Here is a 26,137-nt window from a genome sequence, read left to right on the forward strand (position 1 = left end):
AGCGTTAGGAATACGTGAGTATGCTGGCGGCTAATCAGTCCAGCTGCCACCCCACCCCCACGGGACGGCCCCTCCCCCGGAAGGTCACAGCCATGTCCTCCCCAGCATTTTCCGCGCTCAACCGCCCCGACATCGACGCAGTTCCGGCGGGCACCGCCCCCGCCGGAACCGACGCCTGGCTGACCCTGAAACAGGCTGCCACCGATCTGCAGCCGCTGCAGAACAAAAACGGTTCCGTGGACGCCCCGCACCATGACCGGGCCGTGGAGCTGATCGGCACCATCTGCGCAGCCGTCACCGCCCTGGCCCCCGCCTTCCCGCATGATGAGGAGTACCTCCGCCTCGTTGTCGCCGACTTCGAACGCTGGGTTGCTGCCGGCCTGGAGACCGAGCCGGATTTCCTGGACTCGCTGATGGCCTTCCAGCCGCAGCGCGAGCGTGTTGACGGCCTGGCGCACCTGGTGGTCTTTCCCATGTACACGCAGAACGGCAGCTCCAACCGCCTCGTGGAGGCTGTGCTGATCGAGGTCATCTGGCCGGAGTTCGTGGCAGAACTCGAGGCCGGTGAGTACTCCAACGGACTCTTCGTCCCGATTCGGTTCCTGGACTTCACCCCGGGCTATGACACCAATTCCGCTGTCCTGTTCCCGGAAACCGTAGCAGTGCGGGAAACCCCGTCCTTCACCTGGGGCGCCATCTTCGCGGACCGGGAAGCGGCCCGCTTCCGCCGCGTCCTTGCCGCGGCAGCGGACATCACCTCCCTGCAGCTGCCGGCCGAAGCCGCGGAGCTTCTGGAGGACCAGAAGCTGACCGAGGAAACCTTCATCATGTGGGACCTCATCCACGACCGCACCCACATGCGCGGCGACCTCCCCTTTGACCCGTTCATGATCAAGCAGCGCATGCCCTACTTCCTGTACTCGCTGGAGGAACTGCGCTGCGACCTGACCGCGTTCCGTGAAGCGGTAAAAATCCAGCGCGATGAGGAGGCACCCGCGGAGACCCGCCGGCACGCCCGCCTGGTCCAGTACGCGGTGATCTTCGACCGCATCTTCCGCTTCGCCATCACCGGCAGCCGGGTGCGCAACTATGACGGCCTCGGCGGCCAGCTGCTCTTCGCCTGGATGCACCAGAACCATGTACTGCACTGGACCGACGGCAAACTGAGCATCGACTGGGAAGAGACCGCCGACGTCGTTGTCCGGCTTGGCGCCCGGATCGAGGAACTCTACTGGCGTTCCATTGACCGCCCCAAGACGGCGCACTGGCTCGCGGCCTACGACCTGGTGTCGGCCACCCTGACGCCGCACCCGGCGTCCGTCTGGGCACAGGGTCCGCAGGCGCTGCCGCTGGACGGACCGCCGCGCGGCCTCACCGACCGGGTGCTCGATGACGAGTTCCCGCTGTCCATGTTCTACGAGGCCCTGTCCAAGAAAATGGCCCCGGTTATCGAGTCCACCTCCGGGATCACCGGAGCCACGGCCACCCCGTCCGGCGCACCCGCAGGAGAGCACACCGCATGAGCTCCGAACCGGGCACCGCGCCAGGCCGGGACACCGCGTCCGCGAAGGGCCTGACCGTCCTCGTGGCCGGTGCCGGGAGTGCCTCCGGCACCGCGGTGTGCCAGGCGCTCGACGCCGCCGGTGCCAAGGTGGTGGCCGTTGGCCGCGACGCGGCCCGGCTGGAAAACACGCTGTTCGGGCTCAACAACGCCGATCTGCGCACCTGCGACCTCGCCGACGCCGGGGAGGTCGCGGCCCTGGCCTCGGACATGCAGGAGAGCTACGGCGGGATCGACGGCCTGATCCACCTGGTGGGCGGCTGGCGTGCCGGCGCCGGGATCACCACACAGTCCGAGGAGGACTGGGATTTCCTGGAAACGAACATCCTGGGCACCCTGCGCAACGTCAGCCGCAGCTTTTATGACCAGCTGGCCGCTTCCCCGAACGGCCGGCTGGCCATCGTGTCAGCCACCGCCGTGGACACCCCCACCGCCGGCGGTGCCGGCTATGCCGCGGCCAAGGCAGCAGCGGATGCCTGGGTGCGGGCCATTGCCGCCGGGTTCCGGCGTGCCCAGTCGGGGCGCAGGGAAAACCCCGAACCCCAGCGTTCCGCCGCCGTGGTGTTTGTGGTGAAATCGCTGGTGGATGACGGGCAGCGGCGGTCCTCCCCGGAACGGACCTTCAAAGGCGCCACCGACGTCGCAGACCTGGCCGGCGCCGTCGTCCGGCTCTTTGGTCAGGAAGCCGGCGACATCAACGGACAGCGGATCTACCTCACCGGCTAGGAAAAAGTAACCTGCGCAACACCAACGTAAGAGATACTAGGAACCGTGACTGACATTCTCCCCCTGCACGACACCACCATCCGGGCCTTCGCCTCCGACAACTACTCCGGTGTCCATCCGGAAATCCTGGCAGCACTGACTGCCGCCAACCAGGGCCACCAGGTGGCCTACGGCGAAGACGTCTACACGGCCAAACTCCGCGAGGTCATGACGGACCAGTTCGGCAGCCGCATCCGTGCCTTCCCCGTCTTCAACGGCACCGGCGCCAACGTGACCGCGCTGCAGTCCCTGCTGCCCCGCTGGGGCGCGGTGATCTGCCCGACGACGGCGCACATCAACGTGGATGAAAACGGCGCCCCCGAACGCATCGGCGGGATGAAGCTGCTGGGCATCCCCACCGATGACGGCAAGCTCACCCCCGAACTGATCGACCGCGAGGCCTGGGGCTGGGGCGATGAGCACCGCGCCCAGCCGCTGGCCGTGTCCATCACCCAGTCCACCGAGCTTGGCACCCTCTACACCGTGGAGGAAATCACCGCCATTGCCGAGCACATCCACGCCCGCGGCATGAAGCTGCACATGGACGGCGCCCGCCTGGGCAACGCCGCAGCCAGCCTTGGGGTCTCCTTCAAGGAAATGACGGCCGACGCCGGTGTGGACATCCTGTCCCTGGGCGGCACCAAGAACGGCATGATGTACGGCGAATGCATCATCACCTTCGACCCGGAGGCCTCCCCGGGCCTGGACTACCTGCGCAAGATGAACATGCAGCTGGCCTCTAAGATGCGCTTCATCTCCGCCCAGTTCGTCACCCTGTACGGCACGGATCTGTGGCACCGCTCGGCGTCGCACGCCAACGCCATGGCGCAGCGCCTGCGTGCCGCGGTGGAGAAGATCGACGGCGTGGAGATCACCCAGGCCACGCAGTCCAATGCCGTGTTCGCCAAGCTGCCCGCCGGCGTCGCCGACCGGCTGCGCAGCGACTTCCGTTTCTATGACTGGGACCAGTCCACCGGCGAGGTGCGCTGGATGTGCACCTTCGATACTTCCGAGGACGATATCGATGCCTTTGCCGAAGCCATCGCCCGTGAAGTTGCCGCCGATCCGGCACCGCTGGGCACGCACTAAATCCGCTTCACCCTGCCGTCCGTCGGCATTTGCGCCACGGACGGCAGGTAACGAAACGGCCACACCGGCGAGCCTGCGTCGGCGGCAATGTTCCGCAGGCCATAGTCTGCGGAGGTGAGTGCAATAGGTGACCTTTCCCAGGTGCCCCCGGATTTCCTGACGGCCCTCGGCGCGCTGCGCCGGGCCACCTGCCGGGCGGAACTGAAACTCGAGGAAATCCCCGCCCCCACGCGCCTGGCCCCGTACGCTGTTTCGCTGGGCGCAGAGGTGCTGGCGCCGGGTCCCGCCGGGCCCACCAGCCTGCATGGCCCGGCCGCCCTGCAGATCCCCGAACAGCTGGAGCTGGCCACGGGGCGGTTCATCCTGCTCCATGATCCGGCCGGCTCACCCGTCTGGAACGGAACCTTCCGGATTGTGACCTACATCCGCGCCGAACTGGAGCCGGACATGGGCAATGACCAGCTGCTGGGCTCGGTGGCCTGGACCTGGCTGGTGGAAGCGCTGGAGGAACACGGAGCGCCCTATTCACTGGCCGGCGGCACAGCCACCCGGGTGCTTTCGGAAAGCTACGGCACCCTCGAGGGCAGGGACGACTCGATCGATATTGAGCTGCGGGCGTCCTGGACGCCGGCTGGTGCCGATGTGCAGTCCCATCTGGAAGCGTGGTCGGACATGGTTTGCACCTTCGCCGGGCTGCCCCCGCTGCCCGACGGCGTCACTCCCCTTCCGGGCCGCCGGCGCAGCTAGGGCCGCCGTCCTGTCCGCTGCCCCCGGCTTCGTCGGTAGAATGGAATCCTTATGACCGCGCATATATCCGGCAAGGCCGCAGACCCGTCCAGCTCCGCACCAGCCGAGGCCGGGGAACCGCCGGAGCCGCTTCCGGTACTTGAAACTCCCCGGGACGGTGTGCCGCTGGTCATCGACTCTCCCCGCGGATTGGAACGGGCTGCGGCAGCCCTGGCCGCCGGCACCGGCCCCGCCGGTGTGGATGCCGAACGGGCTTCCGGGTTCCGCTACGGACAGCGCGCCTTTCTCGTCCAGATCCGCCGTGAAGGCGCCGGAACCTGGCTGATCGACCCCGAAGCCTTCGGGGACCTGCGGATTATCAACGAGGCCCTGAGCGGGGTGGAGTGGATACTGCACGCCGCCACCCAGGACCTGCCCTGCCTGTCTGCGCTGGGCATGTGGCCGGACAAGCTCTTCGACACCGAACTTGCCGCCCGGCTGGCCGGACTGCCCCGTGTGGGCCTGGCCGCAGTGATCGAAACCCTGCTGGGTTTCTCCCTGGCCAAGGAGCACTCCGCTGCTGACTGGTCCACCCGGCCCCTGCCCGAGCCGTGGCTGCGTTACGCGGCGCTCGACGTCGAAGTCCTCGCAGAGCTGCGGGTGGAACTGATCCGTGTGCTGGACGAGGCAGGCAAGCTCGAACTGGCCGAGGAAGAGTTTGAAGCCATCCGCACCGCACCGCCGGCCCTTCCCCGCGTCGATCCCTGGCGCCGGACCTCCGGCATGCACCAGCTCCGGGACCGCCGCCAGCTGGCCGCCGTGCGCGAGCTGTGGACCGAGCGTGAACACCTTGCGGAACTGCGCGACACCGCGCCGGGCCGGCTGATACCGGACTCGGCTATTGTGGCCGCAGCCCGTGCCATGCCCGCCACGGTTCCCCAGCTCCTGAAGACGCCGGGATTCCACGGCCGGGCGGCGCAGAAGGAAGCCCCGCGCTGGCTGCGCTGCATTTCGGCTGCCCGCTCCACCACCGACCTTCCCCCGCTGCACATCCCCACCCATGCCCCGCCTCCCCCGCGTGTCTGGGCGAAAAACGACCCGGCGGCCGCTGCCCGGCTGCAGACCGCCAAGCCGCGGCTGACCGCACTGGCGGAAAAACTGAATCTGCCGCTGGAAAACCTGCTTACCCCGGATCACCTGCGCCGGCTGGCCTGGCGTCCGCCGGCGGAGATCAACCTGGACACCATCAGCGCCGCGCTGCGCGGGCTGGGTGCCAGGGAGTGGCAGATCCGGGAGACCGCTGCGGTACTGACCGTCGCCTTCCTGGACCCTGATCCCCTGGTGGAGAAGCCGTCCGAGGAGAAATCCGCGGCCGGAGCCCGTACTTCCGCACGGCAGCGGTAAGCCGGCAGCCTATCCGTTGACTAGGCGGGCAGCGCTTGCCGGGATCGGCGTCGCGGTCATCTAATTGGTTGCGCCGGTGCGGTACTTGGACGCCGTCCGTACCGAACTGCATCCGGTGGATCCGCCCAGCAGAGGGAACTGAGTGCTATCCACAGGCAGCACCTCGGGATAGCGGTCCAGGTGCTGCCTGGTTTATCGTCGCCGCAGACATGCTGCAGACGCGCGGCACCGGCACAGGAGGCAGGCCATGGGCAACATATCGGAGACTCTTTACCGGACCCTCATTGCCTGTCCATCCGAGCGGGTGTGGGCAGAGCTCACTGCAACCGGGGTTCCCCGCCCCTGGATGTGGGACTCAACGCTCTCCGGACCCTTGTCGGAGGGCAGCACGTACACCATGGCCTACGACGGTGAGGACCTGATCAGTGGCACCGTTCTGGCGGTGGAGCAACCGGTCCGGCTGGCCCTGACCTTCAATCCGCAGTGGAACGGTACAGTGGCCGCCGAGTCCCCGGGTGTCCTGGAATACACCTTGGAACATGCCGGAGAAGGCTGCGAACTCACCGTCCGAATCACCGGGCTCTACGGGGCGTCGGCCATCTCGGTTGACCACGACACCCCGGGGATTTATGCCGGGTTGAAGGCCATGCTGGAATCATTTCCGGTGGCGTGACACCGCTGAACCGGTGAGGGGTTGGGGAGCCGCTGAGGACGGCGCAATAATGGCGGATGCCCCTAATTACGGCGACGCCGGACTCACTCCAACTGGGGCGATTCACGCTTCGGATCCTCACGGCATCAGACTGGCACCTGGAGCAGGAGCTGTCCCGGGACGAGGACGTCATCCGCTGGACTTTGTTTCCCGCATACCTCAGCGCAGATAACGCCCGACGGCGGGTGGAGCGGGCAGCGGCAGCCCGCCGGGAGAACCTGCTGGCACGCTACGCCCTCTGCGACGGCGACCAGGTGCTCGGTACTGCAGGCATTTCCAGCACTGTGCACGACACCCCCGAAATCATGTATGCGCTGTTGCCGGCCGGGCGGGGCCGCGGAGCCGCCACGGCAGCGGCCCGGGGACTTAGTGACTGGGCGCTGGCGGGAGGCTTCCCGACCGTTGTCCTGCGGACCATCGTGGGCAACGTCCAAAGTGAAGCCGTGGCCCGCCGGGCGGGATTCCGCCCCATCCGTACCGAACGCCAGTCCCAGCGCAGGCACCCGGTCGAGATGCTCTTCTGGACGCGGTCCCGCGGAGGCGGTCCGCGGAGCGGGATCACCGCCGGCTAGTCTCCGGTGGAGCCGTCCAGCAACTCGCGCAGGATGTCCAGATGGCCGCAGTGCCGGCCGGTTTCCTCGATCATGTGGACCAGTACCCAGCGGACTGTCTGCCGGCCTTCGCCGCCGCGGCAGCGGTCCTCCAGGGCATAGTTCAACAGCACGGCTCGTGACCCGGCACAGGCCGATTCGTAGTCGGCAATAATGCCGGCCAGGCTGTCCTCGTCGCTGACCCGGAATTCGCCGTCCGGATCTTCATCGGACCATCTGGTGCGTACGTCCGGCTGTCCGTCGATTCGCCCCTGAAACCAAAAACGTTCCACGTCGGCAAGATGGCGGACCAGCCCGGAGACGGTGGTGATGGAGGGCAGCAGCTGCTTTGCGCCCTGCGCGTCGGTCAGCCCGGAGGCCTTCATCACCACGGTGTCCCGAAAGTAGTCCAGGAATCCGGTCAGGGTCTCGAGTTCCCCGGCTGTCTCGGGCGGGTCGACCCGGTTATCGGTTTGCATGCCCTCAATCTAGCGCCGAATGCCGGCCGGAGCCGGATACGCGCCGTGCCCTTTGACCGGCATTTACAGGAACCGGGGAACCCGATACGGTGGAAACCTCTGTGGTTTAAGACGTGGACCATTGGTTCTTTTGTGAGGACACTTTATGACCCATGCCCCGATCACCCACGTCGACCTGTTTCCCGATTTCGCCGCCATGAACACCAGCAGCCTCGAAGCACTGTGTGACCAGGCGTTCAACCAGTTGGAAGAAGGGCCGCTCATCGAGGGCCTCTTCGGCTTCTATCTCTCCCTCTCCGCTGAGCTTGAGGAGCGCAGCATGCGCCCCGCAGACATCACTCCCGGCACTGCCCCGGCCGAAGCCGCTGGCGGTTACCCGGCTCCGGAATCGCTGCCTGCCTGATCCGGCCGCCGGCGCACACACTTGGAAAGAAACGTCAGATAAAAAACCGTCCCGGCCCCACAGCATGATGCGGTGGAGCCGGGACGGCTTGTTTTTGGGGCTGAGGTCTCCGGGGTTTGTCCCCCGGGGTGCGGCCGGGTTTACCTGCGGATCTGGGAGTTGCCCTTGTTCCGGCCGGCAATAGCTTCAGCGGTCCCCACGAGCAGTACAGCTGCAACAACTGCGATGATGAAGCCGAAGACATTGAGTTCAAAAATGTCACCCGTACCCAGCAGATTGGCGATCACGCCACCGATGACGGAACCTGCCAGGCCGAGCAGCAGGGTTGCCAGGATACCCAGGTTCTGCTTGCCGGGCTTGATCAGCCGCGCCAGCGCTCCGATGATTAGCCCTGCGATGATGAATCCGATCATGATCCTGATCCCTTCGTAACGGTGTACACAACGGAAGTCCAAGCGGTTGTCCAGGCTTCCGGAGAGCTATTCTGCCTTCAATCCTAGACTGGAAGCCGCCAGTCTCCTAAGCCTGCTGTCTATTTCAGGCGTCTCAGGGCCTCACTGACAGCCATCTCGGCCGATTGCAGTTGGTCCCCGGGCGCTCCCGCAGCAATGCGAAGATGCAGCGCCCGCCGGAACTCAGTTAGTGCCCAGACGGGATGTCCAGCGTCCAGGAGTACCTTGCCGCGATGCTGGTGCAGGAACGCCCGGCTGACCAGCGCGTCACCGGGCTTCCCGTGGCCGGGCGCGGCCAGGAACCGGTCCACGGCCGCCAGCAGCCGCAGGGCGTCGCTGAGCTGCCCTTTCCACTGCAGCACTTGGGCCAGGCGGATGGCCGGGCGGACTCCTGCGGACAGCATGCCGGCACCGATACGGGCGCCGGAATGCAGGGCGCCGGCATGCAGGAACGCAGGGGTTACGGCATTGAGTGCTTCCCGGGCGGCCGCTTCGGCTTCGGGAAGCCGTCCCAGGATCCGCAGCCAGGCGATCCGGGCGGACGCGGGGCGTCCATCACCCGCCGTCGTTGCCAGCCACGCCTCGGCGCTGCCGGGATCCAGTGGTATTTCCCGCAGGGTTCGCGGATCAATCCGGTATTCGGGTTCAGGCAGTGCAGTTCCTTTGCCCGTGCCGTCCGCGGTGTTCTCCCCCATGCGTTCCCCAGCGTGTGTCATCAACCGCAGTGTAGCCGCACGTTAGGAAGACCTTTTACTGCTTAGGAAGCGTTTTTGGAAGAGGCTGCGTATAAACCCGTGCCACTTTGATGCCAATTCATTTCCTATCCGATTTACGGTCCTTCCGGGAACCGGCGCTCCAGTAGCTTGATTCCACCTCACTTACGCACCACGCACTTTCTAAGGGGAACAATTGAGTTCAATAAACAACGTTGCGCGGAAGGCTGCCGTGCTGGCTTTCAGCAGCGCCCTTCTGCTCTCGCCGGTGGTGGCCGTGTCCGCCGTCGCCGCCCCGTCCCCCCAGCCCCCGGGCGGCGGGAGCAACGGCGCTTCCGGCGCCCCCGGGGCCAACGGCAGCACCGCGAAAACGGACGACCGCCCCGACGCCGCCGCTGATGAGCGCCGGACGCTGAACCAGCAGGCGGTGGAGAAGGTAGTGCGCGGCGAAGCCCCGGTCCAGAACCGCGGCGGCTCCAAGGCTGTCCAGGTGGCTCCCGGCCAGTGGGCAGAATACGGGCTGGAGGACAGCGACCAGATCCTGTCCTTCCTGATTGAGTTCGGGGACCAGGTGGATCCCCGCTTCCCCGGCTCCGCTCCGGGTCCGGAACATAACCGGATCCCCGCACCCAACCGCAGCATGGACAACTCCACATACTGGCTCCCCGAGTTTGACCGGGAACATTACATGGATATGTTCTTTAACCCGCAGGGCGAATCGTTGAAGACCCTCTATGAGGAAATGTCCAGCGGCCGCTACACGGTCGACGGCGACGTGAGCGACTGGGTAACCGTCCCTTATAACTCGGCCAGCTACGGCGAAACGGAATCCCAGACGGATATGACCCGGTTCGTACAGGACGCGGCCGACGCCTGGTACGACGGGCAGATCGCCGCCGGTAAGAGTGCCGCGGATATCGACGCCTACCTTGCCGGTTTCGACCAGTGGGACCGTTATGACTACAACAACAACGGCAACTTCGACGAGCCGGACGGGTACATCGACCACTTCCAGGCCATCCATTCCGGCGAGGGCGAGGAAGCCGGTGCTGCGTCGTCGGCCATCTGGTCGCACCGCTGGTCCGTGGGCCAGGCCGGACGCGGAATCGAGGGCCCGGCCAGCAACCCGTTTGGCGGTATCCGGATTGGCGATTCCAAGGTCTGGATCCGCGACTACACCACCGAACCGGAGAACGGCGGACTCGGTGTCTTTGCCCACGAATACGGTCACGACCTGGGCCTGCCGGACCTGTACGACACGGCAGGCGGAGACAACGGAACCGGTTTCTGGACCCTGATGAGTTCCGGCTCCTGGCTGGGCCGCGGCGAAGACTCCATCGGCACCACACCCAACCACATGGGCGCCTGGGAAAAGCTGCAGATGGGCTGGCTGGACTATGACGTGGCAACGGCGGGCGTAAAGTCCACGCACATGCTTGGCCCGTCCTACCACGCCACCAAAAAGCAGCAGGCCGTAGTGGTGACCCTCCCCAAGGACGCCAACGGCAACGGCAGGTATTACATTGCCGAAAACCGGCAATACGCCGGCTACGATGCCACCCTCCAGACCGGCCCGTACAACTTCGGCTGGGCCGTCAGCGCACCGGACAAGGTGGAACACTTCCCCTACCAGAACGGACTGCTGGTGACGTACTGGAACGCAGGGCAGCGCAACAACAACACCAGCCAGCATCCCGGCGCCGGCCTGGTTCTTCCCGTGGATGCCCGCCCGCAGGCCCTGCGCTGGACCGACGGCGCCCTGGCACGGAACCGCATCCAGAGCTTTGATGCGACGTTCAGCAAGGAAGCCACCGACCCGATTCTCCTGCACCGCGAAACGGCTGCCGGGATGACAACGCTCAATGTGCCGTCCAAACCCGGCATCGCCGTCTTCAATGACAGCAACCCGAATGCGTACTACGACCCGGCAAACCCGCAGGGCAGCGTAGTAGTGGCCGGCACCGGAACCACCATTGAGGTTATCCAGAGCAATCCGAAGGGCATGATGACCGTCAAGGTCAAGTAGCAGCTTTTCGACCCCCAAAGGGCGGGGATCGGAGCAGGACGCTCCGATCCCCGCCCTTCTGCTGCGCCGGCACTGCTACACCGGCGGGGCCACACCGGCGCTCTTACACCGGCACGCCCGGGCTACCCAGCCGGCGTGGCGCTGCGCCAGAGCTCCTCGCCGTCCTCGTCCAGCTGACCGCTGCCGGCCAGCCCCAGTTTCCGTGCGACGCCGGTGGAGGCCAGATTCTTAGGAGCGATATAAGCAGCAACCGGTCCTCCGGTACGGGGCAGCAGCCAGCCGAGCAGGGCCCGGGCCGCTTCCGTGGCAATGCCGCGGCCTTGGAAGTCCTCGCCTACCACCCATGCCACGTACGCCGTCGGGCACGGTGCGCCAACGGCTACGGTGGCCTGCACAAAGCCGACGGCGGCGCCCTGCTCCCGGATGATCCAGTTCAGCCATGCCTCCCTGCCGTCCGGTGACGCCCCGACCGATTGGCCAGCGTACCGGGCAGCCAATTCCTGCGCGGTGGGTGCTGTACCCCCGATATGCCGGTAGATGGCAGTGCCCGCCCTCACCGGAACCATTTCCCGGGCATGGTGCACGGACAGCGGTTCCAGCCTCAGGCGTTCCGTGGCTATCAGTTCGGCCCGCAGTACCCCGTTCACAGCGGACCCTGCAGGATCCGCTGGAAAAGCACGTGATCCTGCCATTGGCCGGCGATCCTCAGGTACCGCGGAGCCAGACCGATACGTTCAAAGTCCAGCCGTTCCAGAATCCGCTGCGACGGGACGTTGTGCGGCAGCGTCGCCGCCTGGAGTCGGTGCAGGCCCAGGCGTTCCCGGGCGGCCTCCAGGACGGCGGCAACGGCCGCAGTTCCGATCCCCCGCCCGGCGTATTCTCCGTCTATCCAGTAGCCCAGATTCGCGGACTGGAACGGACCACGGACAATACCGGCCAGCGTGACAGTACCGATGATGCGCTCCCCTGCAGCCAGAACCCAGGGCACTTCCGTACCGGCCCGGAACAGCAAAAGTTTTGCCTCAATCACGGCCGTCTGCCCGTCGGAGCTGTAAAAGGATTCCTCGCGTAACGGCTCCCAGGGGGCAAGATAGGTGCGGTTGCGCCGGTAGCCCGCTGCGAGCGCATCGGCATGGGATGCGGCCATGACCTCCATCCGGATGCCGTGCAGCAGCGTGGTCGCGGAAAGCGGTTCAGTAAGCACGCCCCAACCTAACCCATGCGGGCCCGGTTCCCCGGAAGGCTACCAGTAGCCGCGCATAAGCTCCGTGGCCCACCGGGGCTGGATCACCGCGCCGCGCGGACCGAATTCAGCCATAAAGGGCTTGATGTCCAACACCGGCGTGCCGTCGACGGCATCCAGTCCGGAAACCTTCATGGACAGCCCGTCCACTGATTCGATCCGCACAACGGTGCTTCCGATCCGGTTTGGCCGGTTCTTCCCGCGCTGGGCGAAAATGCCCACCAGCGGCCAGTCTGTGTTGCCGCGCGGCCGCCGGGCACCGCGCTCAATCTTGCTCTCGGGGACCTGGTCGAAGACGAACAGGATTTCTGCATGGCTGAACTCCGCCAGCCCCCACAGCGCTTCCTCCGTAAACAGGGCCGGATCCAGCGAGATGACTGCGTTCTCGCTGTCCCAGTCGTCGTCGAGCACCTCGCTCCGGCTGGATGACACCGCCCCTATGGCCTCCATACGCAATTCCATTGTTTTTCCTTCCCGTCCGCCGGTTCTTAGGCAGCATTCTGGCACCCGGTACGGGAGCCTGCGGAATCGGTGACGGGTCCCGGCGGGCCTGCATCAAGGTCCGGCTGTATGCAAAGCTTGGTGGATGACGCGCACGGAACGGATCCCGGCCTGGCTGCGCCGCACCGGTATTGAGGTGGCCGGCTGGACCCTTGTTGTCCTGGGACTGGCCGCATTGGTGCTCCCCGGGCCGGGCCTGCTGATGATCGTGGCCGGCCTGGCCGTTTTGTCACTGCGTTATGCGTGGGCACACCGGTGGCTGCACCCGGTGCGCATTCATGCCTTCCGTGCTGCGGCGCAGGGCGTGCAGACCTGGCCCCGGATCGCCGGGTCCGTGTGCGCTGCCTTTGCGGTGATGGCCGCAGGCGTGGTCTGGGGGCTCTGGCGGCAGGTGCCGCAATGGTGGCAGTTCCGGGATTCCTGGTGGCTGCCCGGTGGCTGGGTCACCGGCGGAACCCTGATCGCCTCGGGATGTATCGGGCTGGCACTCATTGTTTACAGTTACATCCGTTTCCGCCCGAACGGTGGCCCACGGGCCTCGCGGCAGGCACCTCCCCCGGATACCGCAGATCCGTCCACTCCCCCGGCAGAGTAGCCGCAGCAGCGGCAACGCGGGTCAGCGGAAACGGTCGAGGGAACGTGTGCCCACAATGGGCACGGCAGCTGCTGCCGCCAGCAGGACCCACAGCCAGAAGACGGGCGGTGTTCCGGCAGTTACCCCAAGCAGACCGGCTGCGAGGGCGGCGACGGGCATAACGCCAAGTGTCAGCGTCCGCTGCGCCGCACCGACGGTGGCCAGGCGGTCAGGCGGCACTGTTCCGGGCAGGACCTCCGACCCGGTTACTCCGGCAACGGCCACCAGAAAGGCCCAGAGCAGGAACTCCAGGCCAAGCCACACCAGTTCCGGGCCGGGGAGCCTGGTGCAGGCCACGGCCAGCAGGATGGCAGGGACGGAAAGCACCGCCGCACCCGCCCGTGAAACCCGCAACCCCAGCCTGCTGCTGATGGACGGCGCCGCAGCAGCACCCAGGACCGCCCCCACCGCTCCAAACGCGCCAAGCACGGCGTACGCAGCTGGCGGCAGGGAAAGATCCCGCAGCACGTAGACAGGCAGGATCGTGTTACCGACCATGGCCGCCGCGTTGGTCAGGCAGGCACTGAGGGTCAGTGCCCGCAGGGCTGGTGACTTCCGAAGGATGGCAAAACCTTCCCTACCGGCCCGCCGCGGCCTCACCTGAGGCTGATGGCCGTCTCCGCCCGTGCCGGCGAGCCCGCTGTTGCCGGGTTGCCTGTCTGCGCCGGGTTCACGCTCTGCGCCGGGTTCACGCTTTGTGGCAGGTTGACGCTCTGTGCCAAGCGCGCCGCTGCGCACGCTCCTGGGCAGGCCAAGCTGGAACAGGCGTGAGGCGGCGTAGGCAACTGCCGCTGCCCCGAGCAGCAGCGGCATACCGAGCAGCGCCAGGAACGCCCCTGCCGCTGCGGCCGCTGTGGCCGACGCCGTCTGTCCGGTGATGGCCAGGCGTGAGTATGCATGCTTCAGGCCCCGCCTGCCGGCGACGGCGGGAATGAGCACGGTCTGGGCAGTGGTGAACACGACGTCGGCCACGCCGATGAGAACGGCTGCCGCGGCGAGCATCGTGGGTGAGAGCCATCCGCCGACAGCTGCGGCTGCGAGACCCAGAAGTGCCAGGCACCGCAGCAGCGAGGCGGCGCCCATGGCGCTGTGCGGCTGCCCCCGGCGGTCCACCGCAGCGCCCACCTGTACGCCGAGGAGCACAAACGCTGCAATCCCGATCGCATTGAGAACCCCGACAAACCCGGCCCCCAGACCCAGCACCGACACGGCCAGGATGGGAAGTGCTGCACGACTGACGGCGTCCCCGAACCCCTCGGCCGCGGCAGTGGCCAGCAGGAAACCGAGCCCGCGGCTGCTCTTCTGCTGGGCCACGGCTGCGCTGCGTTGCGTGCCCTCCGGCCCGGCCGTGCCGGTAATGTCCTTGGCCGCCATCAGAGATCCCCCCGCACTGTCCGGGGACTTCCCGAAACTGCGGACATCCTGTCAGGTATTACCTGACACCACAAGAGGTACGCGACCGGCTATCGGGCTGGATAGGATGGCCGCATGCCTCCCGAGCAGCCCGCAGCGGGCCACGCCGAGCCTTTGCACCAGCCGTTTATGTGTTCATTCTGCCTGCGCGGCCGCGAGGAGACCGGCGTGCTGGCGGCAGCACCCACTGCCGCTGTCTGCCGTGACTGTGCAGCCAAGGCGCTGCGGATGCTGGACGCGCACCACACCTCGGCGTCGGACCCGCTTCCCGGAACACCCTGGGAGGCGCTGAACAACGAGGAACTGCTCATACGCCTGCCCCGGGTCGCCGAGGCCCGGGACCAGGTCGAGCAGCACCTTCAGCGCTGGGTGGCGGTGGCCCGGGAGCGCAACATCAGCTGGGCCGCCATCGGCACTGCCCTGGGCATGTCGCGGCAGTCCGCCTGGGAACGCTTCCGGAGCGGGCCGGGAGCCTAACCCAGCGTCTTCAGCGCCGCGGCAAGGTACGGGGCTGTCCGGCTCGCATCGCAGCCGGCCACGTCTGCAGCGGTGCCGGCACAAATGATCCGGCCGCCTTCCTCGCCGCCGGACGGGCCCATGTCGATCACCCAGTCGGCTGAGGCCACCACATTCATGGAGTGCTCCACCACCACCACGGTGTTGCCTGCATCCACGAGCCGGTTCAGCTGGGCCAGCAGCAGCTGCACGTCCTGCGGATGCAGCCCGGTAGTGGGCTCATCCAACAGGTAGAGAGTGTGTCCGCGCCGGGCGCGCTGCAGCTCGGTGGCCAGTTTGATGCGCTGTGCCTCGCCGCCGGAGAGCTCCGTGGCCGGCTGACCCAGGCGCAGGTAGCCCAGGCCGACGTCGAGCAGGGTACGCAGGCTGCGGGCGGCTGCGGGCACATCGGCGAGGAACTCGGCGGCGGATTCCACCCGCATGCCCAACACATCAGCGATGGACTTGCCCCGGTAGGTGACTTCCAGGGTTTCCTCGTTGTAGCGGGCGCCGTGGCAGACCGGGCACGGCCCGTAGGTGCCGGGAAGGAACAGCAGCTCGACGGCGAGGAAGCCTTCACCCTGGCAGGTCTCGCAGCGTCCGCCGGCCACGTTGAAGGAGAACCGCCCTGCGGTGTACCCCCGGGCCCGTGCCTCATCCGTTGAGGCGTAAAGCTTCCGGACCGCGTCGAACAGGCCGGTATAGGTGGCGAGGTTGGAGCGCGGCGTGCGGCCGATGGGCCGCTGGTCCACCCGGACCAGCCGGTCCAGGTGCTCCAGGCCGGCGATGCCGCGGACCTTGGCGCCGGGATCATTGTCCTCGGCTTCCTCACCGTCAGCGGGCTCCGGCGCGGCACCGTTGACCTTGCTGCCCACCGTTTCGGCCAGCACCTGGCTGACCAGGGTGGACTTACCCGAGCCGGAGACACCGGTCACCGCCGTCAGCACCCCCAGGGGGATTTCCGCATCCAGCTCGCGCAGGTTGTGCCGGGTAATGCCTTTCAGGCTCAGCCATTGCTCGGGGACCCGGCGGGGCGGCCGGACGTCCCGGGCTTCGCCGAACAGGAACGGGCGCGTGGCACTGTCCCTGACCTTGGCCAGCCCTTCCACGGGTCCGCTGTACAGGACCGTTCCGCCGCCGTCGCCGGCCTGCGGGCCGACGTCGACAATCCACTCCGCGCTGCGCACTACGTCCATGTTGTGTTCAACGACGAACACCGAGTTACCCGCGTCCTTCAGTTCCTGGAGGACGGTGAGCAGCGGTTCCGCGTCCGCCGGGTGCAGGCCCGCGGACGGTTCGTCCAGGACATAAATGACGCCGAAAAGCCCGGAGCGCAGCTGGGTGGCAATCCGCAGGCGCTGCATCTCCCCGGGCGACAGGGTGGGGGTGGCGCGGGAGAGGCTAAGGTAGCCCAGGCCCAGGCCGGTCAGTATTTCCAGCCGGCCCAGCAGGTCCCTGGTAATGGTCACGGCCACTTCGGTGTCTTCATTGGAGGCAGCCGCACGGGAGGCCGTGCCGGCGGACTTCAGCTCCGCCGTCGGCCGGATGATCTCGGCCAGTTCGGCCAGCGTTGCACCGTTCAGCTCGGCGATGTTCCGGCCGGCGAAGGTAACGGCGAGCGCTTCGGGGCGCAGGCCCGCGCCGCCGCAGACCGGGCACGGTCCGGAAACCATGTAGGCCAGGACCCGCTCGCGCATCTGTGCACTGCCGGAATCAGCCAGGGTATGCATCACGTAGCTTTTGGCGCTCCAGAAGCGGCCCTTGTACGGTTTGGCCACGCGGTCCCGCTGCGGGGTAATCATGACCACAGGCTGTTCGTCGGTGAACAGGATCCAGTCGCGATCCTTTTTCGGCAGCTTTTTCCACGGCACGTCGACGTCGTAGCCCAGCTGGATGAGGATGTCACGCAGGTTCTTGCCCTGCCATGCCCCGGGCCAGGCGGCAATGGCACCCTCACGGATGGTCAGTGACGGATCCGGTACCAGGGAATCCTCGGTCACGGTATGGGCAATGCCCAACCCGGAGCATTCCCGGCAGGCCCCGGCGGCGGTGTTCGGGGAGAAGGCATCCGAGTCAAGGCTGCCCGGTTCCGCGTCCGCCGGGTAGGTGCCGCCGCGGGAGAAGAGCATACGCATGGAGTTTGAGAGCGTCGTCAGGGTGCCCACGGTGGAGCGGGAACTGGGTGCGCCGCGGCGCTGCTGCAGGGCAACGGCCGGGGGCAGCCCGGTGATTTCCTCGACCTTGGGGTTGTGCCCCTGGGAGAGCAGCCGGCGCGCGTACGGCGCCACTGATTCGAAGTAGCGCCGCTGGGCTTCGGCGTAAATGGTGCCGAACGCGAGGGAGGATTTCCCGGATCCCGACACCCCCGTAAAAGCGACGATCGCGTCACGCGGAACGTCGACGTCGACGTTGCGCAGGTTGTTCTCCTGCGCTCCGCGGACGCTGACCATGCCGTTGCGGGTGGATGCCTGTACTGGGTTGGATTTCACGCTGCTCATCATTCTCAGGTTAGCGAGGACCGAGGCAGGGGACTAAACGCTAAGCATGCTTTCAGCCAAGAGCGTCAACGTCGGTTACCGGGCCTGCGGCGGCAGCCTTGGGCGGGACTTCCAGGCTTTGGACTCCGGACTGACGCCTCACCTAGACCGGGTGAATTCCGCGTGCCTGCCTTTTCGGTTTTCCGGAACCGTTTCATCCGCCTGTAAACCGGCTCCACAATGGAGCATCACCTCCGTGGCATTGTCCGGCCGCTGCATCCCACCCCGCACCTCCGGTCCCGCCATAGGTGAACCTAAAGGAGAGCTGAGCCATGACTTTTTGGGAATCGATCTGGAGCATTGTTGTTGCGTTCCTCTTCGTGGCCTACCTGATCCTGTTGTTTCAGATCATTTCCGATCTGTTCCGTGACAGGGAGTTGGGCGGATTCGCGAAGGCGGTATGGGTTTTCTTCCTCTTTTTCGCGCCGTTTATTACAGCGCTGGCCTACATCATCGCCCGGGGCCGGGGCATGGCCCTGCGCAGCGAACAAAGGGCCCGGGAAGTTACCGAGCAAAACGAAAGCTATATCCGGCGGGTAGCTGACAGCACGTCGCCGGCACAGCAGATTGCGTCCGCACACGATCTGCTGGAAGAAGGACAGATCACTGAGCCGGAGTTCGAGCGGCTGAAATCCCTGGCCTTGTCCTGAGTACCGGCATCCGAAGTACAGGCACCCGAAGTACCGGCACCCGATCGCAGTCCGCCGGGTCAAACTGGTCCGGAGGGACCTAGAATCGCACGGTGGAGACTTCAGCGGCCCACCCCCAGCCCGCGGCAGCACCTTCCGCCAGGGGAACGCTTCCGGCGCTTATCCCCCGCCCACACCTTCTGGAACGCCTGGGCGGCACCACAGGTCCGGTTCTCATCGCGGCCCCGGCCGGATACGGCAAAACCACGCTGCTGCGGCAATGGTCCGGCACACTGAGGCCACAGCCGGTGTGGGTGGTTCCGCGGGACGGCGGCGCGGTGTGGCCGGCCATTATGGCCGGCCTGCAGGCGGCGCGGGTTGTGCCGGAAGGGAATGCGGGCGCGCTTCAGCCGCCCGGCGGCCTGGATGATGCCCTGGCATTCCTCACCCGGAAACTCGCCGGGTCCCGGATCCGCCTGGTGTTCGACGCCGTTGAGGGTTTCAGGGCGGCTGAAAGAGAGTCGTGGTTCCGCGCCCTGCTGAACCGGGACCCCGTCCCGTTCCAAGTCATTGTTGCCACGCGGGACAGCACCGCCATAGACGCGACCGATGCCCGCCTTGCCTTCCGCCTCCTGGACCTGCGGGCCGAGGACCTTGCCTTCTCCGCTGCGGAGACCTCCGCTCTGGCCGCCCTGGCGGTTCCCGGTGCAGGGCAACGCACCGTCCGGCAGATCCATTCGGACTGTGGCGGCTGGCCTGCGTGCACCGCCCTCGCACTGGGATACCTGCAAGGCGACCGATCCCCTGCCCGCCCCGCCGTGGAGGACCGGAGCGGGACGATTGCTGCCTACCTGGACCGGACGGTACTGCCCGCGCTGACGCTGACGGAAATCCGGGTGATCGCGGCTGCGTGTATTTGCGGCACGAGTGAGCCTGCCCAGGCGGCTGCGCTCTGCGGGGTTCCGGACGCCGGGACCATTCTGGGCCGACTCGCCACGCAGGGCCTGATTCAGCGCCGCGGGCAGCAGGCGTTCGTGCTGCGTCCGGTTCTGCGGCAGCATTTGCTGCAAATGCTCTGGCGGGCCGATCCCGCCGGGCTTCGCCGGCTACACCGCCGAGCCTCATCCTGGCACAGCACCGCAGGCAGCGCCGCGGCATGCCTGCGCCATGCGGCAGCGTCCGGTGAGGGGCCCCACCTCGCAGCCGTCCTGGCCCACCACGGCGCCGATCTGGTCCACTCCGGGGAATCGGATGCCGTGCTCGCTGCACTGTCGCTGCTGGGCGACGCCGAAGTCACCTCGGATGGCAGACTCAGCCTGATCGCGTCGCTGGCCCACTCGGTGCAGTTGGAGCCGACGGCGGCTTCCCGGTACCTGCAGGCGGCAGACCTTGCCTGGCGGTCGGCAATGCCTGGCGAGGCGGAGGCACTTCGTGAACTCGTACAGGCGCGGAGCACCTTATTCAGCTCCGGCTGGTCCCGGCCATTCCCCGGATCCGGGGTCCGCCCGGCAGCGCTTTCCGCCGCCGCCCTGCCTGGCATCAGGATCGAGGCGACACTGGTGAATGCTGTGGCGTTGCTCGGCAGCGGACGCTATTCCGCTGCCCAGGAGTCCGCTGCGAAAGCCTTATCCGAGGCAGCTGCTGTCCACAACGGTTATCTGGCCGGCAGGAGCCTGTTTGATCAGGCCATCGGGGCCCAGCTGCAGGGAAACAACCGCAGGGCGGCCGGCCTGCTGCGGGATGCCCGCGCCCGATCCCCGGCCCGCGTCCGGCAGCCCGGTCCCCGGCATGCAGCCGTCAGCCTGGTGTACGCCGGCCAGGCGCTCCTCCGTTTGGAGCCCGTCTCAGCCCATAACCTGGCAGTCGATGCGGCGGGGAACCTCGACGCACTTGAGCCCACCCCCGCCGGGCTCGGCGCAGCGATGCGTTCTGCTGCCGCCTTGCTGGAAGCGGGCGCCCTTTTTGACCTCGGTGAGGTGCAGCGGGGGCTGGACGGCCTGCTCGCCGCCCGGCTTATGCTCGACCCCGAGGCGCCCTTCGCCGGTGCACTGAGTGCCTGGACTGCTCTTATCGAGCATTCTGCAGCTCTGTCCCACGGCTATCCCCGGCGGGCCGGCGAAGTCCTGGACTGGGCGCAACGGCCGCTCGGCGGAACCGCGGAACTCTGCCTGCTCCGTGCTGCCGCCGCTGACTCCGCCGGCAGGGCGGAGTCAGCGGCGCATCACCTGCGCCAGCTTCGGGAGGAAAGCCTTCCCGCGCTGCTGGCCTGGACTGCCGTGGAAGTTCCCCTGCTGGAGTGTCTAACCGCCCTGCGCAACGGGCAGCGGGCCTGCGCCGTCGGGCATCTGTCCCTGGCACTGCGGAAGGCTGTGGACCTGGACGTCCTGCGGCCCCTGGCGGGGGCGGGACCGGAGGTAAGGTCCCTGCTGATGGAGCGGGCGGGCGGTCACGGGCCGGAAGCGGCGGCGGTACGCACGGTGCTACAGCAGCGGACGCCGGAGAATATCAGCGCACTCACACCACGTGAACTGGAAATCCTTACGCTTCTCCCCTCTCACCTTTCGCTCAGGCAAGTGGCCGAAGACCTGCAGCTGTCAGTCAATACGGTCAAAACCCATGTCCGGATCCTGTATTCAAAACTCGGTGTGACCAACCGTCATGACGCAGTGGAAGCAGCGTTCAGGCACGGCCATGTCGCCTAGTTTCCGCAGCCCGGCGGCTCACCCCATGAGGGTGGTCCCGGACCCGCCCTGCAGCCCTAGCCTTGTGGGAATGGCACAAACAGCCTTTTCGGCAGGCGGGTGAACACCATGAAAAACATCCTGAGCACCGTGGGGATCCAGATTCTGGCTGCCTGCGCAGGCTTGCTGCTGAGCCTGTGGTGGGTGTCCGGTTTCGACATCCAGTTGCCCGGTTTCCTGGTGGCGGTGGTGGTTGTTGTCCTGGCCCAGGCGGTCCTGACCCCGCTGGTTTCCAAGGCGGCGCGCCGCTACGCACCGGCGTTCCTGGGTGGAACCGGGCTGATTGCGGCTCTTCTTGCCCTGCTGATAGCGGGCCTTTTCCCGGGCGGCGTGACGGTCACCGGAATTGGCGACTGGCTTTTATCCGCCCTGATCCTGTGGGTCGCCAGCGCTGTGGGTGCATTGGTGGATCAGCGGCTTACGTCGCGCCGCTCGGCGCATCCGGCAGGGCGTTCCGGTCCCGCCGCAGCATAGCGGTGTGCGACAGTAGCACACCGTAGGCAGTGAGCAGGGAGTCGCCGGCATGGCGAGCTGCAGGCGAGACGGCGTCGAGGGTCAGGAACCCGTGCACCAGGTCAGGATGCGGCCGATACTCGACGTCGGTGCCGCCCCGGGCCAGTTCTTCGGCCAGCAGCTTCCCTTCATCCCGCAGGGGATCGTGTCCGGCGGTCGCGAGCAGCGTCCGGACCGGCAACGGCTGCGCCCGGGCCACTTCCACAGGACTGAACTTCCCCAGCAGCGACGCGTCCGGAACCCATTGGGCAATGTAGAACGCCAGGTCCTGCACGGACAACCCCCAGCCTTCCCCCTTCTCAGAGACGCTCTGCAGACTCAGACTGAGATCGGCATTCGGGTAGGCCAGAAACAACACATCAGGCAGGCCGGCGTGCCGGCCAGCCCGCAGGCCGCCAGATAGGCAATCAGCCCGCCGGCGCTGTCTCCTGCCAGGCCTGTCCCCGGCAGCAGCTGCCCCAGCTCCTTCGGCCGGGACGCCACCCATTCCAATGCCCGCATGACGTCGTCCACCGCGGCGGGAGCAGGATGCTCCGGCGCCAGCCGGTAGTCCACTGCCAGAACCGCGGTGCCGGCCAGCAGTGCGAGCCTGCGGCACAGCCGGTCGTGGGACTCCAAGCCACCAAAGACAAATCCCCCGCCATGCACAAAAACCGTCAGTGGCAGCGCGTCGGGGCCGGAGCGGTACAGCCGTGCCCGGAGCGGGACATGGTCCGTAATACTTCCGGTCCCCGCCCGCGTTCCGCCGCCGCGGCGTTCGCCGATCGGGTTCTCCCGGGCGGGGATTTCGATCCCGCGTACCTCGGACAGTCCCGGGCCCGCTTCCCGCGGTCGCGGGGCGCGCAGTCGGCGTATCTGCGCAAGCGACGGCGGTATGGCGGGAGCGGCGCGCACTTCGGTCAGCCACGCCGCCAGCGCGGGATCGGCAACGGCATCCATCGGACCACGGTAGCAGCGGAAATCCTGCTGCGGTTTCCGGCGGTATGTGGGTAGGGTCGGTGGCGGGACCTGCATGATCCACGTCATAGCGGATTCGCTCCCCGAGTGGCGCCCGCGGTCCTTGCGGCCTATGTTACTCACGAGTAACATCGAGTCGGACGTTGTTCCGTTTCATATCTCAAAGAGGAGTAAGTACGTGAGCCCACAAAGCCGATCACGGCAGATCAGGGACGTAGTTTTCGTAGACGGAGTACGGACTCCGTTCGGCAAGGCCGGTGAAAAGGGCATCTACGCCGGAATGCGTGCAGACGACCTGGTGGTCAAGTGCATCCGCGAACTGATGCGCCGCAACCCCTCCCTCCCCGCGGAACGGATCGACGAAGTAGCCATTGCCGCCACCACCCAGTCCGGTGACCAGGGCATGACCATCGGCCGCACCGCCGCCCTGCTCGCGGGGCTGCCCCGCACAGTGCCCGGCTTCGCCATCGACCGCATGTGCGCCGGCGCCATGACCGCCGTAACCACCACTGCCTCGGGCATCGGCTTCGGCGCCTACGACGTCGTCATCGCCGGCGGCGTGGAGCACATGGGCAACCACCCGATGGGCAAGGACGCCGATCCGAATCCCCGCTTTATGACCGAGCGGCTGGTGGATCCGGCCGCCCTGAACATGGGCAATACCGCAGAAAACCTGCACGACCGGTTCCCGAACATCACCAAGGAACGCACTGACGCGTACGCCGCCGCCAGCCAGGAGAAGCTCGCCAAGGCCTACGCCAACAACGAGATCCAGCCTGACCTGGTACCGGTTGCCACCAAGAAGCCCGGCACCGGCTGGACCCTGAACACTGTGGACGAGCCGCCGCGCCCGGGCACCACAGTTGAGGACCTGGCCGAGCTGCGCACCCCGTTCCGCGCCCACGGCCGCGTCACGGCAGGTAACGCCGCCGGCCTGAACGACGGCGCCACCACCGCCCTGCTCGCCTCAGCCGAAGCTGCCGAGGAACTCGGCCTGGGCGTGAAGATGCGCCTGGTCGGCTTCGCGTTCGCCGGCGTCGAGCCCGAGGTCATGGGCTACGGACCGGTTCCCGCAACCGAAAAGGTGCTGAAGCAGACCGGCCTGTCCATCGAGGACATCGGCCTGTTCGAAATCAACGAGGCCTTCGCCATCCAGGTGCTCTCCTTCCTGGACCACTTCGGCATTGCAGATGATGATCCCCGGGTTAACCGCTACGGCGGAGCCATCGCCGTCGGGCACCCGCTGGCATCCTCGGGCGTGCGCCTGATGAACCAGCTGGCCCGCCAGTTCGAGGAAGATCCGAGCGTCCGCTACGGCATGACCACCATGTGCATCGGCCTGGGCATGGGTGCCACCGTGATCTGGGAAAACCCGAACCACCCCGACTACAACACCGATTCCACGGAGGCAACGAAGTAATGTCAGCTCCCGATTACCAGCGCCTCGCGGCCCTCTTCCCCACCGAGGTTGTCACCCACTCGTATGTCTCGGACGTCCAGCTGCCCGGCAACGCCGGCACCTTCGCGCTGATCACCCTGGACAACGACGTCGACCACTCCCGCCCCACCACGCTGGGCCCGAACACCCTGCTCGAGCTCGGTGAAAAGCTGGACGAGCTCAAGGTGCGCGCCGAGGCCGGCGAGATTGTCGGCGTCGGCGTCACCGGCAAGCCGTTCTACCTGGTGGCCGGCGCCGACCTGTCCGCGGTAAAGGGCATCTCCGACTTCGAAGCCGGCTACGCCATGGCCCGCCTGGGACACGACGTGTACGCCAAGCTGGGCAGCCTGGGTGTGCCCAGCTTCGCCTTCATCAACGGTGTGGCACTGGGCGGCGGGCTGGAAATTGCCCTGCAGTCCGATTACCGCACGGTGTCCACCGGCGCCGGTGCGATCTCCCTGCCCGAGGCCTTCATCGGCCTGGTTCCGGGCTGGGGCGGGGTTTACCTGCTGCCGCGCCTGATCGGGCCCGAGAACGCCGTCAAGGTGATGATCGAGAACCCGCTGAGCAACAACCGCACCCTGAACGGCAAGGCTGCGTATGACCTGGGCATCGCCGACGCCCTGTTCGAACCGGCCGACTTCCTGGAGCAGTCCCTCACCTGGGCCGCCCGCGTTATCACCGGCGAGGAGCAGGTACAGCGGCCCAACGCCGTCGAACCAGCCTCGGTGGGCGAGGCATGGGACGCAGCAGTTGCCCGCGGCCGTGCGTTTGTGGAGGCCAAGACGTCCAACGCCGCGCCGGCGCCGGCCAAGGTCCTGGACCTGCTGGAGAACGGCAAAACCTGGACGCGCGAGGAATCCCGCGAGGCCGAGTGCGACGCCCTGGCCGAACTGATGCAGACGCCGCAGTTCAGCTCCACCGTCTACGCGTTCCTGGACCTGGTGCAGAAGCGCGGCAAGCGTCCCGCCGGTGCTCCGGACAAAAAGCTTGCCCGTCCGGTCACCAAGGTGGGCGTCGTCGGTGCAGGCCTGATGGCCAGCCAGCTCGCCCTGCTCTTCGCACGCCAGCTGAAGGTTCCCGTGGTGATGACGGACATCGACCAGGAGCGCGTGGACAAGGGTGTGGGCTACGTGCACGCCGAGGTGGACAAGCTCCTTGCCAAGAAGCGCATCTCCCCCGACGCCGCCAACCGCACCAAGGCGCTGGTCACCGGCTCGGTGTCCAAGGAGGCCTTCTCCGACGCCGACTTCGTCATCGAAGCCGTCTTCGAGGAGATGTCGGTCAAGAAGCAGGTCTTCGCCGAGGTGGAGGCCGTGGTCTCCCCCGAGTGCATCCTGGCCACCAACACCTCCTCGCTCTCGGTGACGGAGATGGCAGCAGACCTCAAGCACCCCGAGCGCGTGGTGGGCTTCCACTTCTTCAACCCGGTGGCAGTGATGCCGCTGCTGGAGATTGTCCGTGCTCCGAAGACCGACGACGCCGTCCTGGCCACTGCGTTTGTCCTCGCCAAGCAGCTGAAGAAGACCGCTGTGCTGGTCAAGGATGCCGCCGCCTTTGTGGTGAACCGTATTCTGGGCCGCATGTTCGGTGAGATCACCCGAGTCTTTGACGAGGGCACGGACGCCGCCACGGCGGACAACGCCCTGCGCCCCATGGGCCTGCCGATGTCCCCGTTCACCCTGCTGGCCCTCGTGGGCCTGCCGGTGGGCCAGCACGTGCAGGAATCCCTGCACAGCGCCTTCGGTGAACGGTTCTGGCTCTCCAAGAACTCGCAGAAGATCATCGACGCCGGCATCAAGTCCCTGTGGCAGAAGGACGAGAACGGCAACCAATACATCCCGGAGGAAACCCTGGCGATGCTGGACTTCGGCACCACCCCCTCGACCTCCGAGGAAGTCTTGCGCCGCACGCAGGACGCCCTGGCCGAGGAGATCGGGCTCATGCTCGAAGAGGGTGTTGTGGCAGGTCCCGAAGACATCGACCTGTGCATGATCCTCGGCGCCGGCTGGCCGATGCACCTGGGCGGCATCACGCCGTACCTGGACCGCGTCGGTGCATCCGAGCGGGTCAACGGCAAGAAGTTCCATGAGGCGGCTGTGGCTGCTTAGCCTTT

General features: G+C 66.8%; 26 protein-coding genes. 16 read left to right on the plus strand and 10 right to left on the minus strand.

Translation table 11 applies throughout. The annotated features are described in order from the left end of the window. Positions 1 to 92: 92 nt before the first annotated feature. From QWJ37_RS10135 to QWJ37_RS10165, 7 genes are all read left to right on the plus strand, one after another. The gene (locus tag QWJ37_RS10135; RefSeq protein ID WP_290245206.1) at positions 93 to 1,523 is read left to right on the plus strand and encodes a DUF6421 family protein; all 1,431 of its coding nucleotides are present in this window, start codon (positions 93 to 95) and stop codon (positions 1,521 to 1,523) included. Then, positions 1,520 to 2,287 (plus strand): SDR family oxidoreductase, encoded by a 768-nt coding sequence (locus QWJ37_RS10140; protein ID WP_290245207.1) that lies wholly within the window; start codon positions 1,520 to 1,522, stop codon positions 2,285 to 2,287. The genes QWJ37_RS10135 and QWJ37_RS10140 overlap by 4 nt, the downstream gene beginning before the upstream one ends. A 45-nt stretch (positions 2,288 to 2,332) precedes the next feature. After that, positions 2,333 to 3,415 (plus strand): low specificity L-threonine aldolase, encoded by a 1,083-nt coding sequence (locus QWJ37_RS10145; RefSeq protein ID WP_227927982.1) that lies wholly within the window; start codon positions 2,333 to 2,335, stop codon positions 3,413 to 3,415. Positions 3,416 to 3,538: 123 nt separating this feature from the next. After that, positions 3,539 to 4,162 (plus strand): DUF3000 domain-containing protein, encoded by a 624-nt coding sequence (locus QWJ37_RS10150; RefSeq protein ID WP_227928084.1) that lies wholly within the window; start codon positions 3,539 to 3,541, stop codon positions 4,160 to 4,162. Between the two features lie 51 nt (positions 4,163 to 4,213). Beyond that, positions 4,214 to 5,545, plus strand: a complete 1,332-nt coding sequence (locus tag QWJ37_RS10155; RefSeq protein WP_290245208.1) for an HRDC domain-containing protein — start codon at positions 4,214 to 4,216, stop codon at positions 5,543 to 5,545. A gap of 247 nt (positions 5,546 to 5,792) precedes the next feature. After that, complete coding sequence (locus QWJ37_RS10160; RefSeq protein WP_290245209.1) at positions 5,793 to 6,218, plus strand: SRPBCC domain-containing protein; 426 nt, start codon at positions 5,793 to 5,795, stop codon at positions 6,216 to 6,218. A 56-nt stretch (positions 6,219 to 6,274) separates the two neighbouring features. Continuing rightward, a complete protein-coding gene (locus tag QWJ37_RS10165; RefSeq protein ID WP_227927985.1) occupies positions 6,275 to 6,829 on the plus strand; it encodes a GNAT family protein in 555 nt (184 codons plus the stop codon). On the opposite strand, the gene QWJ37_RS10170 is transcribed toward QWJ37_RS10165, so the two are convergent. Beyond that, positions 6,826 to 7,326, minus strand: coding sequence for a DinB family protein (locus tag QWJ37_RS10170; protein ID WP_227927986.1), 501 nt, complete (start codon positions 7,324 to 7,326; stop codon positions 6,826 to 6,828). The two genes, QWJ37_RS10165 and QWJ37_RS10170, sit on opposite strands and share 4 nt — an antisense overlap. Before the next feature lie 145 nt (positions 7,327 to 7,471). Here QWJ37_RS10170 and QWJ37_RS10175 point away from each other — a divergent pair, with 145 nt between their 5' ends. Next, entirely contained in the window at positions 7,472 to 7,729 is a 258-nt protein-coding gene (locus QWJ37_RS10175; protein WP_227927987.1) for a hypothetical protein, read from the plus strand. Positions 7,730 to 7,869: 140 nt separating this feature from the next. On the opposite strand, the gene QWJ37_RS10180 is transcribed toward QWJ37_RS10175, so the two are convergent. Further along, positions 7,870 to 8,142 carry a hypothetical protein gene (locus QWJ37_RS10180; protein ID WP_227902169.1) on the minus strand — a complete coding sequence of 91 codons (273 nt, stop codon included), beginning with the start codon at positions 8,140 to 8,142 and terminating at the stop codon, positions 7,870 to 7,872. Positions 8,143 to 8,261: 119 nt separating this feature from the next. Beyond that, the gene (locus QWJ37_RS10185) at positions 8,262 to 8,897 is read right to left on the minus strand and encodes a hypothetical protein (protein WP_227902170.1); all 636 of its coding nucleotides are present in this window, start codon (positions 8,895 to 8,897) and stop codon (positions 8,262 to 8,264) included. A 193-nt stretch (positions 8,898 to 9,090) separates the two neighbouring features. Between QWJ37_RS10185 and QWJ37_RS10190 the strand changes: the two genes are divergently transcribed. Next, on the plus strand, positions 9,091 to 10,920 hold the full coding sequence (locus QWJ37_RS10190; protein ID WP_227927988.1) for an immune inhibitor A domain-containing protein: 1,830 nt from the start codon (positions 9,091 to 9,093) through the stop codon (positions 10,918 to 10,920). 122 nt (positions 10,921 to 11,042) lie between these two features. On the opposite strand, the gene QWJ37_RS10195 is transcribed toward QWJ37_RS10190, so the two are convergent. The 3 genes from QWJ37_RS10195 to QWJ37_RS10205 form a co-directional block, all read right to left on the minus strand. Then, positions 11,043 to 11,567 carry a GNAT family N-acetyltransferase gene (locus QWJ37_RS10195; RefSeq protein WP_290245210.1) on the minus strand — a complete coding sequence of 175 codons (525 nt, stop codon included), beginning with the start codon at positions 11,565 to 11,567 and terminating at the stop codon, positions 11,043 to 11,045. Next, positions 11,564 to 12,076, minus strand: a complete 513-nt coding sequence (locus QWJ37_RS10200; RefSeq protein ID WP_290245297.1) for a GNAT family N-acetyltransferase — start codon at positions 12,074 to 12,076, stop codon at positions 11,564 to 11,566. Before QWJ37_RS10200 ends, QWJ37_RS10195 begins: the two co-directional genes overlap by 4 nt. Positions 12,077 to 12,163: 87 nt before the next feature. Then, positions 12,164 to 12,625: an SAM-dependent methyltransferase gene (locus QWJ37_RS10205; RefSeq protein ID WP_290245211.1), complete on the minus strand. Its 462-nt coding sequence runs from the start codon at positions 12,623 to 12,625 to the stop codon at positions 12,164 to 12,166. 124 nt (positions 12,626 to 12,749) lie between these two features. Here QWJ37_RS10205 and QWJ37_RS10210 point away from each other — a divergent pair, with 124 nt between their 5' ends. After that, entirely contained in the window at positions 12,750 to 13,259 is a 510-nt protein-coding gene (locus QWJ37_RS10210; RefSeq protein WP_227927991.1) for a PGPGW domain-containing protein, read from the plus strand. A gap of 21 nt (positions 13,260 to 13,280) precedes the next feature. Here QWJ37_RS10210 and QWJ37_RS10215 read toward each other — a convergent pair whose 3' ends face one another. Beyond that, the gene (locus QWJ37_RS10215) at positions 13,281 to 14,672 is read right to left on the minus strand and encodes an MFS transporter (protein ID WP_290245212.1); all 1,392 of its coding nucleotides are present in this window, start codon (positions 14,670 to 14,672) and stop codon (positions 13,281 to 13,283) included. 114 nt (positions 14,673 to 14,786) lie between these two features. Here QWJ37_RS10215 and QWJ37_RS10220 point away from each other — a divergent pair, with 114 nt between their 5' ends. Beyond that, positions 14,787 to 15,188: a ClpX C4-type zinc finger protein gene (locus tag QWJ37_RS10220; protein ID WP_227902176.1), complete on the plus strand. Its 402-nt coding sequence runs from the start codon at positions 14,787 to 14,789 to the stop codon at positions 15,186 to 15,188. Here QWJ37_RS10220 and uvrA read toward each other — a convergent pair. Beyond that, a complete protein-coding gene (uvrA, locus tag QWJ37_RS10225; protein WP_227902177.1) occupies positions 15,185 to 17,707 on the minus strand; it encodes an excinuclease ABC subunit UvrA in 2,523 nt (840 codons plus the stop codon). The genes QWJ37_RS10220 and uvrA overlap by 4 nt on opposite strands. A 308-nt stretch (positions 17,708 to 18,015) precedes the next feature. Between uvrA and QWJ37_RS10230 the strand changes: the two genes are divergently transcribed. The 3 genes from QWJ37_RS10230 to QWJ37_RS10240 all read left to right on the plus strand — a co-directional run bounded on the left by QWJ37_RS10230 (position 18,016) and on the right by QWJ37_RS10240 (position 21,587). Continuing rightward, entirely contained in the window at positions 18,016 to 18,393 is a 378-nt protein-coding gene (locus QWJ37_RS10230) for a PLDc N-terminal domain-containing protein (protein WP_227927993.1), read from the plus strand. Between the two features lie 92 nt (positions 18,394 to 18,485). Next, the gene (locus QWJ37_RS10235) at positions 18,486 to 21,074 is read left to right on the plus strand and encodes a LuxR C-terminal-related transcriptional regulator (RefSeq protein ID WP_290245213.1); all 2,589 of its coding nucleotides are present in this window, start codon (positions 18,486 to 18,488) and stop codon (positions 21,072 to 21,074) included. A 99-nt stretch (positions 21,075 to 21,173) separates the two neighbouring features. Further along, positions 21,174 to 21,587 (plus strand): hypothetical protein, encoded by a 414-nt coding sequence (locus QWJ37_RS10240; protein WP_341482198.1) that lies wholly within the window; start codon positions 21,174 to 21,176, stop codon positions 21,585 to 21,587. Here QWJ37_RS10240 and QWJ37_RS10245 read toward each other — a convergent pair. Beyond that, on the minus strand, positions 21,532 to 21,984 hold the full coding sequence (locus tag QWJ37_RS10245; protein WP_290245214.1) for an alpha/beta hydrolase: 453 nt from the start codon (positions 21,982 to 21,984) through the stop codon (positions 21,532 to 21,534). The genes QWJ37_RS10240 and QWJ37_RS10245 overlap by 56 nt on opposite strands. Next, positions 21,945 to 22,565: an alpha/beta hydrolase fold domain-containing protein gene (locus QWJ37_RS10250; protein ID WP_290245215.1), complete on the minus strand. Its 621-nt coding sequence runs from the start codon at positions 22,563 to 22,565 to the stop codon at positions 21,945 to 21,947. The genes QWJ37_RS10245 and QWJ37_RS10250 overlap by 40 nt, the downstream gene beginning before the upstream one ends. 196 nt (positions 22,566 to 22,761) lie before the next feature. On the opposite strand from QWJ37_RS10250, the gene QWJ37_RS10255 reads away from it, so the two are divergent. Together QWJ37_RS10255 and QWJ37_RS10260 are read left to right on the plus strand one after the other, a co-directional pair. Beyond that, on the plus strand, positions 22,762 to 24,003 hold the full coding sequence (locus QWJ37_RS10255; protein ID WP_227902181.1) for an acetyl-CoA C-acyltransferase: 1,242 nt from the start codon (positions 22,762 to 22,764) through the stop codon (positions 24,001 to 24,003). Beyond that, complete coding sequence (locus tag QWJ37_RS10260; RefSeq protein WP_290245216.1) at positions 24,003 to 26,132, plus strand: 3-hydroxyacyl-CoA dehydrogenase NAD-binding domain-containing protein; 2,130 nt, start codon at positions 24,003 to 24,005, stop codon at positions 26,130 to 26,132. The genes QWJ37_RS10255 and QWJ37_RS10260 overlap by 1 nt, the downstream gene beginning before the upstream one ends. The last annotated feature ends 5 nt before the right edge of the window (positions 26,133 to 26,137 follow it).

The organism is Arthrobacter sp. YD2 (assembly GCF_030410475.1).
GTDB classification, from domain to species: domain Bacteria; phylum Actinomycetota; class Actinomycetes; order Actinomycetales; family Micrococcaceae; genus Arthrobacter_B; species Arthrobacter_B zhangbolii.